Source organism: Vibrio sp. 10N.261.55.C5 (assembly GCF_041470505.1).
GTDB lineage: Bacteria > Pseudomonadota > Gammaproteobacteria > Enterobacterales > Vibrionaceae > Vibrio > Vibrio crassostreae_C.
In genome coordinates this window covers 65,306-82,103 of the sequence record NZ_JBFRMS010000037.1, presented here as the reverse complement: position 1 = coordinate 82,103, position 16,798 = coordinate 65,306, and the positions used below count along the sequence as shown (strand labels likewise).

Sequence of the window (16,798 nt, the reverse complement as noted above, 5' to 3'; positions counted from 1 at the left end):
AACTATTGGGGGTCAGTTCAAAACCGCTGACAGGCAGCGGCTTTTCGGAATCAAAATGTGTTGCTTACTTAGCGTTGGCTTCTTCTTCGGCCTCAGCCAGCTTAACTTGCGCTAAGTGCTCAGCTTTAAGTGTGGTGAAGATACGGCTTAACTCTAAGAAAGAGTAACGATGTTCTACGTATTCATACACGTTAAAAGAAACCGCTAACTTGTACAAAGAGATAGCATTCGCGTAATCACCATTCATATGGTAACGCTTAGCAAGGTAGAAGTACGTCTCTGTTAGACGCTGCGCAAGTAACGTGTTGTCACGAGTACCGGTTAAGATCGCCTTGAAAGCCTGCTCTTCAGTAATGTCATCAAGCATAATCGCGACTAATACCCAACCCCACTGCTCATCACGGCTCTCGTAACGTTTTTGCAAATCAAGCTTAGCCTGCTCTGGCGTCAGCTCATGCTGAATGATGTACAACCACAGAGCGCGAAACGGATCGCTAGGATCGTCGGCATAGTGCTTCATCATCTCTTCATTGGCTAAGTCGTAACGCTCGCCATAGTAAAGCGCGATAGAGCGGTTCCTTTCTGCGTAAGAGTTTGCAGGATCAAGCTCTAACGTAGAATCAAAAGATTCATAAGCCGCATCAAACTCCCCTACCTGCGTAAAGTAAACACCCAAAAGATTGAAGATATCAGGTTGAGCAGGGTTCAATGAAAGAGATTGGTTGAAGTCGAGACGCGCGAGATCACGCAGGCCAACACTGTCGTAGTAGTTACCACGTTCAAACAGCATCTTAGCTCGAACTTCATCGTTCAAATCTGGGCGCTGTAATAACTGACTAAGACGTGCAATTTGAACTTCTTGCTGAACGCTTGGTTGCAGTGGCACAGCCATCGGTGGATAAACCCAACTTGAGGTGTTATCTGATGTTGTCGCACAACCTGTTAGTACAAGCAGTAAACACATACTCGCGGTTTGAAACCATTTCACAAATAATTACTCCTGTTATGACCGCAATAAAAAAGGGGAGCGATATGCTCCCCTTTATAACATGCTTTGTTGACGATAGGTTAGAAATCACTAAAAAGCGATATCACCATCGACACACTGAGAATTACTCAGCAGCAGGTGCTTCGCCTTCAGCTGGCGTTTCAACTGCTTCTTTCATGCTTAGACGTACACGGCCTTGACGGTCAATTTCAAGAACCTTAACAGGAACTTCTTGACCTTCAGTTAGGTAGTCAGACACTTTCTCAACGCGCTTGTCAGCGATTTGAGAGATGTGTACTAGACCATCTTTACCTGGAAGGATAGTAACGAATGCACCGAAGTCAGCTAGACGAGCAACTTTACCTTGGTAAATGCGGCCAACTTCAACTTCAGCTGTGATCTCTTCGATACGACGGATAGCTTCTTTAGCAGCTGCGCCTTCAGTAGCAGCAATCTTGATTGTGCCATCGTCTTCGATTTCGATTGTAGTACCAGTTTCTTCACAAAGAGCACGGATAACTGCGCCGCCTTTACCGATAACATCTTTGATCTTATCAGAGCTGATTTTCATTGTGTGGATACGTGGAGCGAATTCAGAGATATCTTCACGAGCACCAGAGATAGCTTCATCCATTACAGAAAGGATGTGCTTACGTGCACCTTGCGCTTGGTTAAGTGCAATTTGCATGATCTCTTTAGTGATACCTTCGATCTTGATGTCCATTTGAAGTGCAGTGATACCAGCGTTAGTACCTGCTACTTTAAAGTCCATGTCACCTAGGTGATCTTCGTCGCCAAGGATGTCAGAAAGAACAACGAAATCGTCGCCTTCTTTAACAAGACCCATTGCGATACCCGCAACAGAAGCTTTGATTGGAACACCAGCATCCATAAGAGCTAGAGATGTACCACATACAGAAGCCATTGAAGAAGAACCGTTAGATTCTGTGATTTCCGATACAACACGAACTGTGTATGGGAATTCTTCAACAGAAGGCATTACTGCTTGGATACCACGTTTAGCAAGCTTACCGTGACCAATTTCACGACGCTTAGGAGAACCAACGAAACCAGTTTCACCTACACAGTATGGAGGGAAGTTGTAGTGTAGAAGGAAGTTGTCTTTCTTCTCACCCATCAGGCTGTCGATGATTTGAGCATCACGTTGTGTGCCAAGCGTTGCAGTAACAAGTGCTTGAGTTTCACCACGAGTGAATAGAGAAGAACCGTGTGTACGTGGAAGAACACCAGTACGTACGTCTAGCGCACGAACCATGTCTTTTTCACGGCCATCGATACGTGGGTTGCCAGCGATGATGCGGCTACGTACTACGTTTTTCTCTAGAGAACCAAGCATGCCGCGGATTTCGCGCTCATCTAGGTTTTCGTCTTGTGCAATTAGAGCTTCAACAACGTCGTTCTTGATTACGCCAACTTGCTCGTAACGAGCCATTTTCTCAGTGATCTGGTACGCGTCAGATAGACGAGTTTCAGCAAGTTCAGCAACTTTAGCTTTAAGCTCAGTGTTAACTGCTGGTGCTTCCCAGTTCCAAGATGGAGTTGCAACTTCAGCAGCAAACTCGTTGATTGCTTTGATTACAACTTGTTGTTGGTCGTGACCGTAAACAACAGCTGAAAGCATTTCTTCTTCAGATAGGTTATCTGCTTCAGATTCAACCATAAGTACTGCGCCTTCTGTACCAGACACAACTAGGTCTAGTTTAGAGTTTTCAAGCTCAGTATTTGATGGGTTAAGAACAAGTTCGCCGTCGATGTGACCAACACGTGCAGCACCGATAGGACCATTGAATGGAGCACCAGAGATAGCAAGCGCAGCAGATGTTGCGATCATAGTGATCATGTCTGGGTTTACGTCAGGGTTGATAGAAACAACCGTAGCGATAACTTGAACTTCGTTTTTAAACGCACTTGGGAAAAGTGGACGAATTGGACGGTCAATCAGACGAGCTGTTAGTGTTTCGCCTTCAGATGGACGACCTTCACGCTTGAAGAAACCACCAGGGATTTTACCCGCAGCGTATGTACGCTCTTGGTAGTTTACTGTTAGTGGGAAGAAGTCTTGACCTGCAACTGCTTCTTTCTTAGCAACAACAGAAACGAATACTGAAGTATCGTCCATAGTCGCCATTACAGCAGCAGTAGCTTGACGTGCAATTACGCCCGTTTCTAGAGTAACGGTGTGGTTACCGTACTGGAACGATTTTACAACTGGTTTTTCAAACATTGTATATCCTTAGCTCTAAAGTCAGACTTTAGATTAAGTGAATAATGACTCAAGACATTACCAATCGCGACTAGTGAAAAGGGACTTAGGATGGTGACTCTTTGTATGTGTTCATACGCCGAATTAAGACCAAATCCGCCTTTGAATAGTCGCGACCTATTGGCCGACATCTGTGACTGTAATCTCTTGAGAGGTTGATTGCCAAACGCTGAAAACGCTATAGGCGGGCGTAGTATAAACTATTTTTATTAGGAGATATATTTCCTATCAGAAAAAGCCAGATGATATTCTGAGCATCCAGCCTAGCATTTTCTTACAGGCACAAAAAAAGGAGCATAAATGCTCCTTTTCTTCAAACTGTCTTTGCAGACATCGCTATTAGCGACGTAGGCCTAGACGCTTGATTAGGTCTTGGTAACGAGCAAGGTTTTTGCCTTTCAAGTAATCAAGAAGCTTACGACGGCTAGAAACCATACGTAGTAGACCACGACGGCTGTGGTGATCGTGTTTGTGCGCTTTGAAGTGACCTTGTAGGTGGTTGATAGAAGCAGTAAGTAGTGCTACTTGTACTTCTGGTGAACCTGTGTCGCCTTCAGATTGTGCGTATTCTGCAACGATTGCTGCTTTAGTTTCTGCATTCAGAGACATAATTCTCTCCTGATAAGAGTAAGTTTATATTTGTAGCAGCCAATCTCTGATTCAGCCGCTACGCGAGCCGAGGATTATAGGGAAGTTTGTCAGTTGGTGCAATAACAATCGAACCCATTAAAAACGAAAAAAGCGAACCACCTAAATTAGGCGTTCGCTTTCTATCTTATTTGCTCACTTTTCACGACTCAGCGCTAAGATCCGATGTAAGCGCTACGCTTGTGGCTCTTCATCTCTGAAAACAACCAAACGCTTCGGTGCAACTCGGCCATCTTCAGCAATCTGAGCTACGCCGACAAACAGCTTCTCTTCGCCACTTGTCATACGAACCGTGCCTTCAGTTGGCGCACCAGCAACCTGAACTGGCATACCGTGCTGAACTAGGTCAGTCAGTTCCGCGTTCAGGTTTACTTCTGGTAAGTCTTCAACGGCAGTGTCCATTGGCATCAGCAGTGGATCAAGCAGCTCTTTCGGTGCAATTTCTTGCGCCTGTGCTTGCTCTAGGATCTCGTTTAACTGCTCCAAAGTCACCATACGCTCGTATGGGTACTTTGCGACACCTGTACGACGAAGCATGGTCACGTGAGCACCACAACCTAGCATTTCACCAAGGTCGTCGGTAATTGTGCGGATGTATGTGCCTTTCGAACAATGCACTTCCATTTCAACTTCATCACCTTCAAAGCGAAGCAGTTCAATAGAGTACACAGTGATCTTACGAGACTCACGAGGAACCTCGATACCTGCACGTGCGTATTCGTACAAAGGCTTACCTTGATACTTCAATGCCGAAAACATTGATGGTATCTGATCGGTTTCACCCTTGAAGCTCGCAATGCAACGTTCAAGCTGTTCTTGAGTCACGTTAACATCACGTGTCTCTACCACTTCACCATCAGAGTCAGAGGTATTGGTACGCTCACCAAGCTTAGCGATAACAACGTAGCGCTTATCAGAATCTAGAAGAAACTGAGAGAACTTCGTTGCTTCACCAAGACAAATTGGCAGCATGCCAGTCGCAAGAGGATCCAGAGCACCGGTGTGCCCTGCCTTCTCTGCAAAGTAAATACGCTTTACTTTTTGCAGTGCATCATTAGACGAAATGCCAGTCGGCTTATCTAATAGAATTACCCCGTTGATAGGGCGACCTTTACGACGGCGAGCCATTACTCTTCGCCCTTAGACTGAGCTTCGTCAGTGCGGCCAGCTTCTTCTTGCTTACGCTTATCATCGTTCAGAACTTCACTTACTAGGTTAGACATACGCATGCCTTCTACTAGTGTGTTGTCGTAAGTAAAACGAACTTCAGGCGTTAGACGGTGGCGAATACGCTTACCAAGAGCCATACGAACTGGCACTTCATGCTCTTTAAGAGCTTTAAGGCATGATTCCGGTGTTTGCTCACCAACACACAGGAAAGTCACGAACACTTTTGCGTAAGCAAGGTCACGAGACACTTCTACGTCTGAGATAGTTACCATACCAATACGTGAGTCACGAACTTCACGTTGTAGGATAAGAGCAAGCTCTTTTTGAAGCTGCTGAGACACACGTTGTGTGCGGCTAAATTCTTTTGACATTTTCTTTTCTCACTTAGAAAGATGGGGGGCTTGGTAATTACCAGCCCCCCATGGTGTATTCAACAACCGATTACTTATTACCTTTACTAGTAATGTTAGTAACCTTAGTCAATATGTCGAGTCGTACAGACTGATTAGTCTAGAGTACGTTTAACCTCAACGATTTCGAATACTTCGATCTGGTCACCAACGCGAACGTCGTTGTAGTTCTTAACGCCGACACCACACTCGTAACCGTTCTTAACTTCTTGTACGTCATCTTTAAAGCGACGAAGTGACTCTAGTTCACCTTCGTAGATAACAACGTTTTCACGAAGTACGCGGATTGGGTTGCTACGCTTAATCGTACCTTCAGTCACGATACAACCAGCGATTGCACCAAGTTTAGGCGACTTAAATACGTCACGAACTTGTGCAAGACCAATGATCTCTTGACGGAATTCAGGAGCAAGCATACCGCCCATCGCCTGTTTAACTTCGTCAATTAGTTGGTAAATGATTGAGTAGTAACGTAGATCTAGGTTTTCGTTCTGAACCGTGTTACGCGCAGTTGCGTCAGCACGAACGTTGAAACCAAGGATGATAGCGTTAGAAGCTGCAGCAAGCGTTGCATCAGTTTCAGTAATACCACCAACACCAGAACCTACGATGTTCACTTTCACTTCGTCAGTTGACAGTTTCAGTAGAGAGTCAGCAATCGCTTCTACAGAACCTTGAACGTCAGCTTTAAGTACCACGTTAAGCTCAGCAACTTCGCCAGCCGTCATGTTCGCGAACATGTTCTCTAGTTTCGCTTTTTGTTGGCGAGCTAGTTTAACATCACGGAATTTACCTTGACGGTAGTTCGCAACTTCACGTGCTTTACGCTCATCACGTACAACAGTCGCTTCATCGCCTGACGAAGGAACACCAGAAAGACCTAGAATTTCTACAGGAATAGATGGACCTGCAGTTTCGATGTCTTTACCGTTTTCATCACGCATTGCACGAACACGGCCGTACTCTTGACCACAAAGAACGATATCGCCTTTGTTTAGAGTACCAGACTGTACTAGTACTGTTGCAACTGGACCACGACCTTTATCAAGACGAGATTCAACAACAACACCAGACGCCATGCCTTCTTTAACCGCTGTAAGTTCAAGAACTTCAGACTGAAGAAGGATAGCTTCTAGAAGACCATCGATGTTTGTACCCTGTTTAGCAGAGATGTGAACGAAGATGTTCTCACCACCCCATTCTTCAGGGATAACGTCGTATTGAGCTAGCTCATTCTTAACGTTGTCTGGGTTTGCACCCTCTTTATCGATCTTGTTCACAGCAACAATCAGAGGAACGCCTGCCGCTTTCGCGTGCTGGATTGCTTCGATTGTTTGTGGCATTACGCCATCGTCTGCTGCAACTACAAGTACAACGATATCTGTCGCTTGAGCACCACGAGCACGCATAGCTGTAAACGCCGCGTGTCCAGGAGTATCAAGGAAAGTGATCATACCGTTGTCAGTATCTACGTGGTAAGCACCAATGTGCTGCGTGATACCGCCAGCTTCGCCAGAAGCAACGTGTGCTTTACGAATGTAATCAAGTGTTGAAGTTTTACCGTGGTCAACGTGACCCATGATAGTAACAACAGGAGCACGACCTTCAGCGATAGCATCGCTATCACGGTCAGCTAGTACTGCTTCTTCAAGTTCGTTTTCTTTACGTAGGATTACCTTGTGACCCATTTCTTCAGCAACAAGTTGTGCTGTTTCTTGGTCGATCACTTGGTTGATAGTCGCCATAGCGCCCATCTTCATCATTACTTTGATAACTTCAGTTGCTTTAACTGACATTTTGCTAGCCAGTTCAGAAACAACGATAGTTTCGCCGATAGCAACGTCAGATTTAGCAACAGTTGCTGACTTATCGAAGCCTTGCTGCATTGAAGTTGGTTTAGCAAGCTTACCTTTACCGCCACGACCACGTTGGTTACGACCACCACGGTTGTTTGCAGGTTGGTTAGCAGGAGCTGCTTTCTTCTTGCGACGACGAGGTGCTTTCTCATCTTTCTTATCTGCCGCATCTTCAGCTTCACGAGCGTAAGTAGAAGTAGTCACATGGTAATCCGCAGATTTCTCTTGCTCTTTCTTCTTCTTCTCTTCTTCAGACCAACGTTCTTGGTTCTCTTCTGCTAACTTACGAGCTTCTTCAACAAGCTTAGCTGCTTCAGCTTCTGCTTTACGAGTTGCTTCTAGCTCTTGACGAGCTTTAAGTTCATCCGCTTCTTTTTTCGCTTGTGCGTTAGCGTCTGCATTTTTTGAATTCATGTCTTTTTTAGCCTTTTCAGCTTGTGCGCGTTGAGCCTTCTCTTCAGCTTCACGTTTTGCATCCGCTTCACGTGTTACTTTTTCTTCAGCTTCGCGCTGTGCTTTCTCTGCAGCATCACGTTTCGCTTGCTCTTCAGCATCGCGTTGTGCTTTCTCTTCCGCTTCACGATTAGCTACTTCCTCAGCTTCACGTTTCGCTTCATCTTCAATAGTGCTGCGCTTCACGTAAGTACGCTTTTTACGTACCTCTACTTGAACATCCTTACTCTTACCGCCTCCAGCGGCAACACTTAGCGTGCTGCGGGTCTTGCGTTGAAGAGTTAAACGAGTCGGTTCTGTTTCGCCTGAAGTATCGCCGTGCTCCTTTTTAAGGTGCGTTAGCAATGTTTGCTTCTCTGAATCAGTCACTTGATCCGACCCTGCTTTCTTCATGCCTGCATCAGCAAGTTGTTCAATTAAGCGGTCAACTGGCGTACCAATCTCTTCACTCAGTGCTTTAACTGTTAATTGTGTCATACCGCTTTCTCTCCTTGCTGAATTATTCTTCGTCGCCGAACCAACAGATGTTACGCGCAGCCATAATTAGCTCGCCTGCACGCTCTGCAGTTAGGTCTTCGATGCCTTCTAGTTCATCAACGCCTTGGTCAGCTAGGTCTTCCAGTGTCGCAACGCCTTTTGCTGCTAGCTTGTAAGCCATTTCACGCTCAAGACCTTCAAGTGCAAGTAAGTCTTCAGCAGGCTCAACACCGTCGAAAGTTTCTTCTTTCGCTAGCGCTAGAGTAGTCAGTGCGTCTTTTGCGCGGTTACGTAGTTCTTCAACGATACCTTCGTCTAGACCGTCTACTTCAAGAAGCTCGTTCACAGGAACGTATGCTACTTCTTCAAGCGTAGAGAAGCCTTCTTCAACAAGCATTTGAGCAAAGTCTTCTTCAATGTCTAGGTGCTTCATGAAGTTTTCAATAGAAGCAACTGCTTCTTCTTGGTGCTTCTTCTCAAGATCAGCAACAGTCATTACGTTCAGTTCCCAACCAGTAAGTTGAGACGCTAGACGTACGTTTTGACCGCTACGGCCAATCGCTTGTGCTAGGTTATCCGCTTCAACAGCGATATCCATAGAGTGTGCGTCTTCATCAACGATGATTGAAGCAACATCAGCAGGAGCCATTGCGTTGATTACGAATTGAGCCGGGTTATCATCCCAAAGAACGATATCAATACGCTCACCACCAAGATCGTTAGAAACAGCTTGTACACGTGCGCCACGCATACCAACACACGCACCAACTGGGTCAATACGTTTGTCGTTTGTTTTCACAGCGATTTTAGCACGAGAACCAGCGTCACGTGCAGCACCTTTAAGTTCAATTAGCTCTTCACCAATCTCAGGCACTTCAACACGGAATAGTTCAGCTAGCATTTCTGGCTTCGAACGAGTAACGAAAAGCTGGAAACCACGAGCTTCTGGTTTAACTGCGTAAAGAAGACCACGAACACGGTCACCTGGACGGAAGTTTTCACGAGGAAGTTGGTCATCACGAAGGATTACCGCTTCAGCGTTGTTACCTAGGTCTAGAATAATAGTGTCACGGTTAACTTTCTTAACTGCGCCAGTTACTAGCTCGCCTTCGTTATCGATGAACTGCTCAACGATTTGAGCGCGTTCAGCTTCACGTACTTTCTGTACGATAACTTGCTTAGCCGTTTGAGTCGTAATACGGTCAAACGTTACTGATTCGATATCATCTTCAATGAAACCGCCAAGTTCGATCTCTGGGTCATCGTACTTTGCAGCTTCAATAGAGATTTCTTTTGTTGGGAATTCAACTTCCTCAACAGCTTCCCAACGACGGAAAGTTTCGAAATCACCCGTTTTACGGTCAATTTCAACACGAACTTCAATTTCTAGTTCGCTTTTCTTTTTTGTTGCCGTTGCAAGCGCGATTTCAAGCGCTTCAAAAATACGCTCACGAGGAACTGCTTTCTCATTTGAAACAGCTTCTACTACCGCCAAAATTTCTTTGTTCATTAATCTAGCCTCTTAAGCTCTTCTCTCTAGGAGAACTAAAATTTAGGGATCAGGTTAGCTTTCGCAATATTGCTCAGGACGAATTCTTCTTCTTGTCCTTCAACCAATACTTTCACTGTCTCGCCTTCGATAGATTGGATATCACCTTTCCATTTACGACGGTTGCCGACAGCCATTTTCAAAACGATGCTTACCTCGTGACCAATAAATTGTTGGTAATGCTCTGCTTTGAACAGTGGTCTCTCTAAACCTGGTGAAGACACTTCAAGGTTATAAGCCACTGAAATTGGATCTTCAACGTCCATTACGGCACTTACTTGGTGGCTAACTTCAGCGCAATCATCTACATTGATACCGTTTGGTGAATCGATGTAAATACGTAGCGTTGAGTGCTCACCAGCACGAATAAATTCTAATCCAACTAACTCATAACCTGATGCTGCTACTGGAGCGTCAAGCATTTCAGTAAGTTGTCTTTCTAAACCAGTCATTTAACCACTCCAGAAACAAAAAAAGGGCTCAAAGCCCAATTTAAATTCCAAGCAAACATTATCTAAATACATTTACAAATGCTTAGATAACAAAAAACCCCGTATAAGCCGGGGTTTTTGTTGCTGGACCCTTATATGTTAAGTGCCATCACATTCGATATCGCACCTAACTCACAGTGAGGTTCACACTGTGCAAACTTGCTACCAATACAAGCTATATAATAGCATTGAAATTGGTTGCGGGAGCCGGATTTGAACCGACGACCTTCGGGTTATGAGCCCGACGAGCTACCAAACTGCTCCATCCCGCGTCCGACTTGCGAGCATTATACGCCCAACAAGATGTTTTACAAGTTTGTAAACATGGTGCCGAGAGAGGGACTCGAACCCTCACACCCTAAGGCACTAGCACCTCATGCTAGCGTGTCTACCAATTTCACCATCTCGGCATCAAATCTTTACAGATTATTGTGGAATTTCGTCGCCTTGCGCCGGAACTTCACTCACTGCATCATCAGCTTGTTGAATCACCTGACCTTGGGTCGGGTCAATCCATTGTGACTCAGTTTTATGTGTAGACATATTACCAAGCACTAAGCTAAGGATAAAAAATGTAGTTGCAAAAATTGCAGTCATTCGGGTAAGGAAATTTCCTGAGCCACCAGCACCAAACACAGTGTTTGAAGCGCCAGCACCGAAAGAGGCTCCCATATCTGCGCCTTTACCTTGTTGAATCAACACTAGGCCAATTACACCAAGCGCTGCCAACAGGTAAATCACAAGTAGAACTGTAAACATTTTTCCACCTATGTTCCTAATTGTTGAGCCAGCGCCGTTCAAAAAACTATTTTTAAGAACAAGGCTAGCGACCTCCTAACTGAAGGCCGAGCAATACTAGCGAATGCGACGATGGCTGACAAGGAGAATTTGCTAAAAAATAAGCCTTTACCAAGTGAATGGTCAAAAAAAGGTCAAAAGCGACACAAAACTCATTTATGTCTCTTTTGACCGTTATATCTTTTGACCGTGATATAAGTCAACCACTTCTAATCACAAGCGCTATTCGCTGCGCCAGCTAAGTAAAAGGTTAAATTAGCAGTTTGCTTTTACTGCATCTGCAATCTTAAGCGCTGATGCTTGAACAAGCTCTGCATCTTCGCCTTCAACCATGACACGCAGTAGTGGCTCGGTACCAGACTTGCGTAATAGTACACGGCCTTTCTCGCCAAGCTCTGCTTCTACTTCAACAACCGCTGCTTTTACCGCTTCGGCTTCTAGTGGGTTTGAATCTCCGCTGAAACGAACGTTTTCTAGAACTTGAGGGTACAACGTCATGCCCTGAGACAACTCATTCAGTGTCATTTCGCTATCAACAACTGAAGCCAAAACTTGCAGAGCAGCAACGATAGCATCACCCGTCGTCACTTTATCTAGTAGGATAACATGCCCCGAATTTTCAGCGCCGATCTTCCAGCCTTTAGCAAGAAGCTGTTCCATTACGTAACGGTCACCAACAGCAGCACGAACAAACGGAATACCTAACTGCTTAAGGCCATTTTCCATACCAAGGTTGGTCATTAGTGTACCAACAACGCCACCTTTCAACTCACCGCGACGCAGTGCATCACGAGCAATGATGTAAGCGATTTGATCGCCATCAACTTTGTTACCTAGCTCGTCAACCATGATGATACGGTCACCATCACCATCAAAGCCAAGGCCTAATGCCGCTTTTTCTTCAACCACTTTTGCTTGCAGAGCACGTACATCTGTCGCACCGACTTCGTGGTTGATATTAGTACCGTTTGGCTCAACACCAATCGCAATAACTTCAGCACCCAGCTCTTTAAATACGGCAGGAGCTATGTGGTAAGTCGCACCATGTGCACAATCGACAACAATTTTCATTCCTGCAAGCGTCATCTGATTTGGGAATGTGCTCTTACAGAACTCGATGTAACGGCCAGCCGCATCGTTCAAACGTACTGCTTTACCAAGCTCAAATGAATCAACACATTCGATGTCTTTATCCAATTCAGCTTCAATTGCCAACTCGATATCGTCCGGCAGTTTTGTTCCCTCAGAAGAGAAGAACTTGATACCGTTATCGTAGTATGGGTTGTGTGATGCAGAGATAACAATACCGGCTTCAGCGCGGAAGGTTTGAGTTAGGTAAGCCACAGCAGGTGTTGGCATTGGGCCAGTAAACGTAGCCTGAAGACCAGCAGCAGCAAGGCCAGCTTCTAGCGCTGACTCAAGCATGTAACCAGAGATACGAGTATCTTTACCAATGATGACTTTCTTTGTGCCTTGCTTCGCAAGAACACGACCCGCAGCCCAGCCAAGCTTCAGAACAAAATCAGGTGTAATCGGGTACTGGCCTACTTTGCCACGCACACCATCTGTGCCGAAATAACGTCTTTTATCAGACATAGTGATTTTCCTTAATTATATTTAGTGATTGTTGTTCATCACTTCGATTATTTTCATCGCTTCCAGTGTCTCCTCGACATCATGAACGCGAATAATTTGTGCGCCTTTCATCGCGGCAATCGTCGCGCATGTGACGCTTGCGACCATGCAGTCGGCCGGAACCTTGTCTAGCAATTTAAAGATCATCGATTTTCTCGACATCCCCGCTAAAACAGGTAAGCCTAACGAATGAAACTTTTCAAGATGCGCTAGTAGGTGATAATTGTGTTCGATGGTTTTCCCAAAGCCAAAGCCAGGGTCAAGGATCAGCTGATCTTTTGAAATACCCACCGCCTCACAAGCCTCCACCCTTTCTTGCAAGAATGCTTCTACATCCTGAAGAACATCATCATAACTTGGGTTAGCTTGCATGGTTCTCGGCTGACCTTTCATGTGCATCAGACAAATCGGAACATTAGCATCAGCGGCGACTTGTAATGCTCCAGGCTCTTGCAAAGCGCGCACATCATTGATCAAATCAGCGCCCGCTTCAACAGCTTGGCGCATCACTTCCGCTTTACTGGTATCTATCGAGATCCACACATCAAACTTGGCACGAATGGCTTTAATAGCAGGAATGACACGAGCAAGCTCCTCTTCTAACGAAACATCAGGAGCGCCAGGTCGAGTTGACTCACCACCAATATCGATAATGCTAACGCCCGCTTGAACCATGCGTTCAGCTTGCTGTAAGGCATTATCAAGTGAGTTAAATTTCCCACCGTCAGAGAAAGAGTCAGGGGTGACATTGAGGATGCCCATCACATGTGGGCGATCTAACACGAGAGTTTTATTCTTTGCTTTTAATATCATGGATGGCCGATCTTAAAGGGAAAAACACCATAGGCTATAAACAGAAAAACCCTGAGCGTACTCAGGGTTTTAATTGATAGTTTAGCGATTAAGAATCTTTGTTTTGAGCATCATCTGATTCAGATTTAACTTCTTCAACTTTTGACTCTTCAGCTTTAGGTTCCGCTTTAGCTTCTTCTGCCTTAGCTTCAGGTTTTGCTTCTTCCTTTGTAGGTTCAGCTTTTACCTGATCACCCCAACCAGCTGGATCACGAATCTCTTGCTTACGCTCCATCAAGTCATCAATTTGACCTGCATCGATCGTTTCGAACTTCATTAGAGCGTCTTTCATCGAATGCATGATATCCATGTTATCTTCAAGAATCTTCTTAGCTCTATCGTAGTTACGGTCGATAAGGATACGAATCTCTTCATCGATAAGCTTAGTCGTGTCATCAGAAACGTGCTTAGCTTGGCTCATGCCGCGACCTAGGAAAACTTCACCTTCTTCTTCTGCGTAAAGAAGAGGACCCAATTTCTCAGAGAAGCCCCACTGCGTAACCATCTTACGAGCAATATCAGTTGCACGTTCGATATCGTTAGACGCACCAGTTGACACTTTGTCTTTACCGTAAATAAGTTCTTCAGCAAGACGACCACCGTACAGGCTAGAAATCATAGACTCTAGATGTTGGCGAGACATGCTCACACGATCTTGCTCTGGCAAGTACATGGTTACACCAAGCGCACGACCACGTGGAATGATTGACACCTTGTACACTGGATCGTGTTCAGGTACCAAACGACCAACAATTGCGTGACCCGCTTCGTGGTAAGCCGTTGACTCTTTCACTTCTTCAGACATAACCATTGAACGGCGCTCTGCACCCATCATAATTTTGTCTTTCGCAAGTTCAAACTCAACCATAGATACATTGCGCTTGTTACCACGAGCAGCAAATAGCGCCGCTTCGTTCACAAGGTTCGCAAGATCTGCACCAGAGAAGCCTGGAGTACCACGAGCGATCAGCGACGGTTCAACATCACCTGATAGTGGCACTTTACGCATGTGTACTTTAAGAATCTGTTCACGACCACGTACATCCGGTAGACCAACCACAACTTGACGGTCAAAACGACCAGGACGAAGTAATGCAGGGTCTAGTACGTCTGGACGGTTAGTCGCAGCGATAACGATAATACCTTCGTTACCTTCGAAACCATCCATCTCAACCAACATTTGGTTCAGTGTTTGTTCACGTTCATCGTGACCACCACCAACACCAGCGCCACGTTGACGACCTACAGCATCAATTTCATCGATAAAGATGATACAAGGTGCCGCTTTCTTCGCTTGTTCGAACATGTCACGCACACGAGATGCACCAACACCAACAAACATTTCAACGAAGTCAGAACCAGAGATAGTAAAGAACGGTACTTTCGCTTCACCGGCAATCGCTTTTGCAAGCAATGTTTTACCCGTACCAGGAGGACCAACCAACAGGATACCTGTCGGGATCTTACCACCTAGCTTTTGGAAGCGGCTTGGGTCACGAAGGTAGTCCACAAGCTCTTTCACGTCTTCTTTTGCTTCGTCACAACCAGCAACATCAGCAAACATGGTTTTGATTTGTTCTTCGCTCATCATTCGAGCTTTACTCTTACCGAAAGACATCGCGCCTTTACCGCCGCCGCCGCCTTGCATTTGACGCATGAAGAAAATCCATACACCAATCAGTAAGATCATTGGGAACCATGAGATGAAGATAGTGCCAAGCAGGCTCTGCTCTTCAGGTGGTGTACCCTGAACTTTTACGTTTTGATTAATTAAGTCATCAAGTAGCTTTTGATCATAAACAGGCATGTAAGTTACATACTTAGAACCACCACCACGACGTGTGAAAGTGATTTCGCTGTTATTGAACTGTGCGTCTTGAATCTGGCCTTGGCCAACTTCCTGTACAAACGTGGTGTAATCTACTGCTCTGCCGTTACTTTCCCCAGGGCCGAAGCTCTGGAATACCGACATCAACACTACCGCGATAACAAGCCACAGAATTAAATTTTTTGCCATGTCACTCAAGGTGTAAGCCTCTCGATAACTAATTGTAATTAAAGGTAGGGTACTACAGTTTGTAACCTGTAGCCATGTTGTTAACTCTCACTCTTGGAAGAGAATCGTTAACCTTTGTAACCAGTGGCTACGATAAACACTTCACGAGATCGAGCTCGAGAAGAGTCGGGTTTTCTAACTTTTACTGTTTTAAACATCTCGCGGACGTCCTTAACGTATTGGTCAAACCCTTCGCCTTGGAATACTTTTACAACAAAACTACCATTGGTAGCTAGAACTTGTCGACACATATCCAAAGCTAATTCAACTAAATACATAGCTCTTGGCTGATCCACAGAATTGTTGCCTGCTATATTAGGTGCCATATCTGACATCACGACATCAACCATGTTTGGTTGTATACGTTCCAACAAGGCATCTAGCACAGCTTCTTCGCGGAAATCGCCTTGTAAAAAGCTAACACCAGCAATCGGATCCATTGGTAACAAGTCACACGCAATGATTTGTCCGTTGTCTCCAACAATCTTAGCAGCATATTGAGACCAACCGCCAGGTGCTGCACCCAAATCCACAATGGTCATCCCAGGAGACAGCAATTTATCTTTCGTTTGAATCTCTTCCATTTTGAAATAAGCACGTGAACGATAGCCTTTCTTTCTTGCTTCATTTGCGTACTTGTCGTCGAAGTGTTCCTTCAACCAACGGCCTGAACTGGCCGAGTGTTTCTGTTTGCTCATTGGATACCTAAATTGGAGGAAAGTACTAATTGCTGAATAAATTATAGTCTTCAGCTTTAGATGGCGTTAAAATAGGTTTTTTCAACCCTAATAGTAAAGAAAATTGGCCGCGTAATGAACCTAAGTACCAAACAAAAGCAGCATCTAAAGGGCCTAGCTCACAGTTTAAAACCTGTTGTGCTAATGGGCGCAAATGGACTTACTGAAGCTGTTCTAGCGGAAATCGAATTAGCTCTAGACCACCACGAACTGATCAAGATTAAAGTTGCATCAGAAGACCGTGAGACTAAGCAACTGATTATCGATGCAATTGTACGTGAAACTAAAGCTGAGAAAGTACAGACTATCGGTAAAGTTCTAGTACTGTTCCGCCAGTCAGAAGCACGTAAAATCGAGATTCCACGTAAATAAGCGAGTTTGATATAAGCTAACT

14 protein-coding genes and 2 tRNA genes are annotated in these 16,798 nt (G+C 45.1%); 1 reads left to right on the top strand and 15 read right to left on the bottom strand.

Going from position 1 to position 16,798, the window contains the following annotated elements; translation table 11 throughout:
* Positions 1-64: 64 nt before the first annotated feature.
* The 15 genes from nlpI to rlmE form a co-directional block, all read right to left on the bottom strand.
* Complete coding sequence (gene nlpI / locus AB4263_RS15170) at positions 65-988, bottom strand: lipoprotein NlpI (protein ID WP_017059235.1); 924 nt, start codon at positions 986-988, stop codon at positions 65-67.
* A 124-nt stretch (positions 989-1,112) separates the two neighbouring features.
* A complete protein-coding gene (gene pnp / locus AB4263_RS15165; RefSeq protein ID WP_372098449.1) occupies positions 1,113-3,233 on the bottom strand; it encodes a polyribonucleotide nucleotidyltransferase in 2,121 nt (706 codons plus the stop codon).
* 378 nt (positions 3,234-3,611) lie between these two features.
* Positions 3,612-3,881: a 30S ribosomal protein S15 gene (gene rpsO / locus AB4263_RS15160; protein WP_010436144.1), complete on the bottom strand. Its 270-nt coding sequence runs from the start codon at positions 3,879-3,881 to the stop codon at positions 3,612-3,614.
* A 213-nt stretch (positions 3,882-4,094) separates the two neighbouring features.
* Positions 4,095-5,048, bottom strand: coding sequence for a tRNA pseudouridine(55) synthase TruB (gene truB / locus AB4263_RS15155; RefSeq protein ID WP_017059233.1), 954 nt, complete (start codon positions 5,046-5,048; stop codon positions 4,095-4,097).
* Positions 5,048-5,461, bottom strand: coding sequence for a 30S ribosome-binding factor RbfA (gene rbfA / locus AB4263_RS15150; RefSeq protein WP_017059232.1), 414 nt, complete (start codon positions 5,459-5,461; stop codon positions 5,048-5,050). The genes truB and rbfA overlap by 1 nt, the downstream gene beginning before the upstream one ends.
* A gap of 134 nt (positions 5,462-5,595) precedes the next feature.
* Complete coding sequence (gene infB / locus AB4263_RS15145; RefSeq protein WP_017059231.1) at positions 5,596-8,286, bottom strand: translation initiation factor IF-2; 2,691 nt, start codon at positions 8,284-8,286, stop codon at positions 5,596-5,598.
* 22 nt (positions 8,287-8,308) lie between these two features.
* Positions 8,309-9,796, bottom strand: coding sequence for a transcription termination factor NusA (gene nusA, locus AB4263_RS15140; protein WP_017059230.1), 1,488 nt, complete (start codon positions 9,794-9,796; stop codon positions 8,309-8,311).
* A 35-nt stretch (positions 9,797-9,831) separates the two neighbouring features.
* Positions 9,832-10,287: a ribosome maturation factor RimP gene (gene rimP / locus AB4263_RS15135; protein WP_004738265.1), complete on the bottom strand. Its 456-nt coding sequence runs from the start codon at positions 10,285-10,287 to the stop codon at positions 9,832-9,834.
* 234 nt (positions 10,288-10,521) lie between these two features.
* Positions 10,522-10,598, bottom strand: a tRNA-Met gene (locus AB4263_RS15130).
* Between the two features lie 53 nt (positions 10,599-10,651).
* Positions 10,652-10,736: transfer RNA gene (locus AB4263_RS15125), tRNA-Leu, on the bottom strand.
* A gap of 16 nt (positions 10,737-10,752) precedes the next feature.
* Positions 10,753-11,085 (bottom strand): preprotein translocase subunit SecG, encoded by a 333-nt coding sequence (gene secG, locus AB4263_RS15120; RefSeq protein ID WP_017059392.1) that lies wholly within the window; start codon positions 11,083-11,085, stop codon positions 10,753-10,755.
* Positions 11,086-11,379: 294 nt separating this feature from the next.
* Complete coding sequence (gene glmM, locus AB4263_RS15115; RefSeq protein WP_017072092.1) at positions 11,380-12,720, bottom strand: phosphoglucosamine mutase; 1,341 nt, start codon at positions 12,718-12,720, stop codon at positions 11,380-11,382.
* Positions 12,721-12,741: 21 nt separating this feature from the next.
* On the bottom strand, positions 12,742-13,572 hold the full coding sequence (gene folP, locus AB4263_RS15110) for a dihydropteroate synthase (RefSeq protein WP_017063276.1): 831 nt from the start codon (positions 13,570-13,572) through the stop codon (positions 12,742-12,744).
* An 88-nt stretch (positions 13,573-13,660) separates the two neighbouring features.
* On the bottom strand, positions 13,661-15,628 hold the full coding sequence (gene ftsH / locus AB4263_RS15105; RefSeq protein ID WP_017059395.1) for an ATP-dependent zinc metalloprotease FtsH: 1,968 nt from the start codon (positions 15,626-15,628) through the stop codon (positions 13,661-13,663).
* Between the two features lie 107 nt (positions 15,629-15,735).
* Entirely contained in the window at positions 15,736-16,365 is a 630-nt protein-coding gene (rlmE, locus tag AB4263_RS15100) for a 23S rRNA (uridine(2552)-2'-O)-methyltransferase RlmE (protein ID WP_017059396.1), read from the bottom strand.
* Positions 16,366-16,479: 114 nt separating this feature from the next.
* Between rlmE and yhbY the strand changes: the two genes are divergently transcribed.
* Positions 16,480-16,776, top strand: a complete 297-nt coding sequence (yhbY, locus tag AB4263_RS15095) for a ribosome assembly RNA-binding protein YhbY (RefSeq protein ID WP_004738252.1) — start codon at positions 16,480-16,482, stop codon at positions 16,774-16,776.
* Positions 16,777-16,798 lie beyond the last annotated feature (22 nt).

Bases quoted from the DNA above. Each gene is read 5' to 3' on its own strand.
- pnp (WP_372098449.1), bottom strand. From the start codon at position 3,233: ATGTTTGAAAAACCAGTTGTAAAATCGTTCCAGTACGGTAACCACACC.
- rpsO (WP_010436144.1), bottom strand. From the start codon at position 3,881: ATGTCTCTGAATGCAGAAACTAAAGCAGCAATCGTTGCAGAATACGCA.
- truB (WP_017059233.1), bottom strand. From the start codon at position 5,048: ATGGCTCGCCGTCGTAAAGGTCGCCCTATCAACGGGGTAATTCTATTA.
- rbfA (WP_017059232.1), bottom strand. From the start codon at position 5,461: ATGTCAAAAGAATTTAGCCGCACACAACGTGTGTCTCAGCAGCTTCAA.
- infB (WP_017059231.1), bottom strand. From the start codon at position 8,286: ATGACACAATTAACAGTTAAAGCACTGAGTGAAGAGATTGGTACGCCA.
- nusA (WP_017059230.1), bottom strand. From the start codon at position 9,796: ATGAACAAAGAAATTTTGGCGGTAGTAGAAGCTGTTTCAAATGAGAAA.
- rimP (WP_004738265.1), bottom strand. From the start codon at position 10,287: ATGACTGGTTTAGAAAGACAACTTACTGAAATGCTTGACGCTCCAGTA.
- secG (WP_017059392.1), bottom strand. From the start codon at position 11,085: ATGTTTACAGTTCTACTTGTGATTTACCTGTTGGCAGCGCTTGGTGTA.
- glmM (WP_017072092.1), bottom strand. From the start codon at position 12,720: ATGTCTGATAAAAGACGTTATTTCGGCACAGATGGTGTGCGTGGCAAA.
- folP (WP_017063276.1), bottom strand. From the start codon at position 13,572: ATGATATTAAAAGCAAAGAATAAAACTCTCGTGTTAGATCGCCCACAT.
- ftsH (WP_017059395.1), bottom strand. From the start codon at position 15,628: ATGGCAAAAAATTTAATTCTGTGGCTTGTTATCGCGGTAGTGTTGATG.
- rlmE (WP_017059396.1), bottom strand. From the start codon at position 16,365: ATGAGCAAACAGAAACACTCGGCCAGTTCAGGCCGTTGGTTGAAGGAA.
- yhbY (WP_004738252.1), top strand. From the start codon at position 16,480: ATGAACCTAAGTACCAAACAAAAGCAGCATCTAAAGGGCCTAGCTCAC.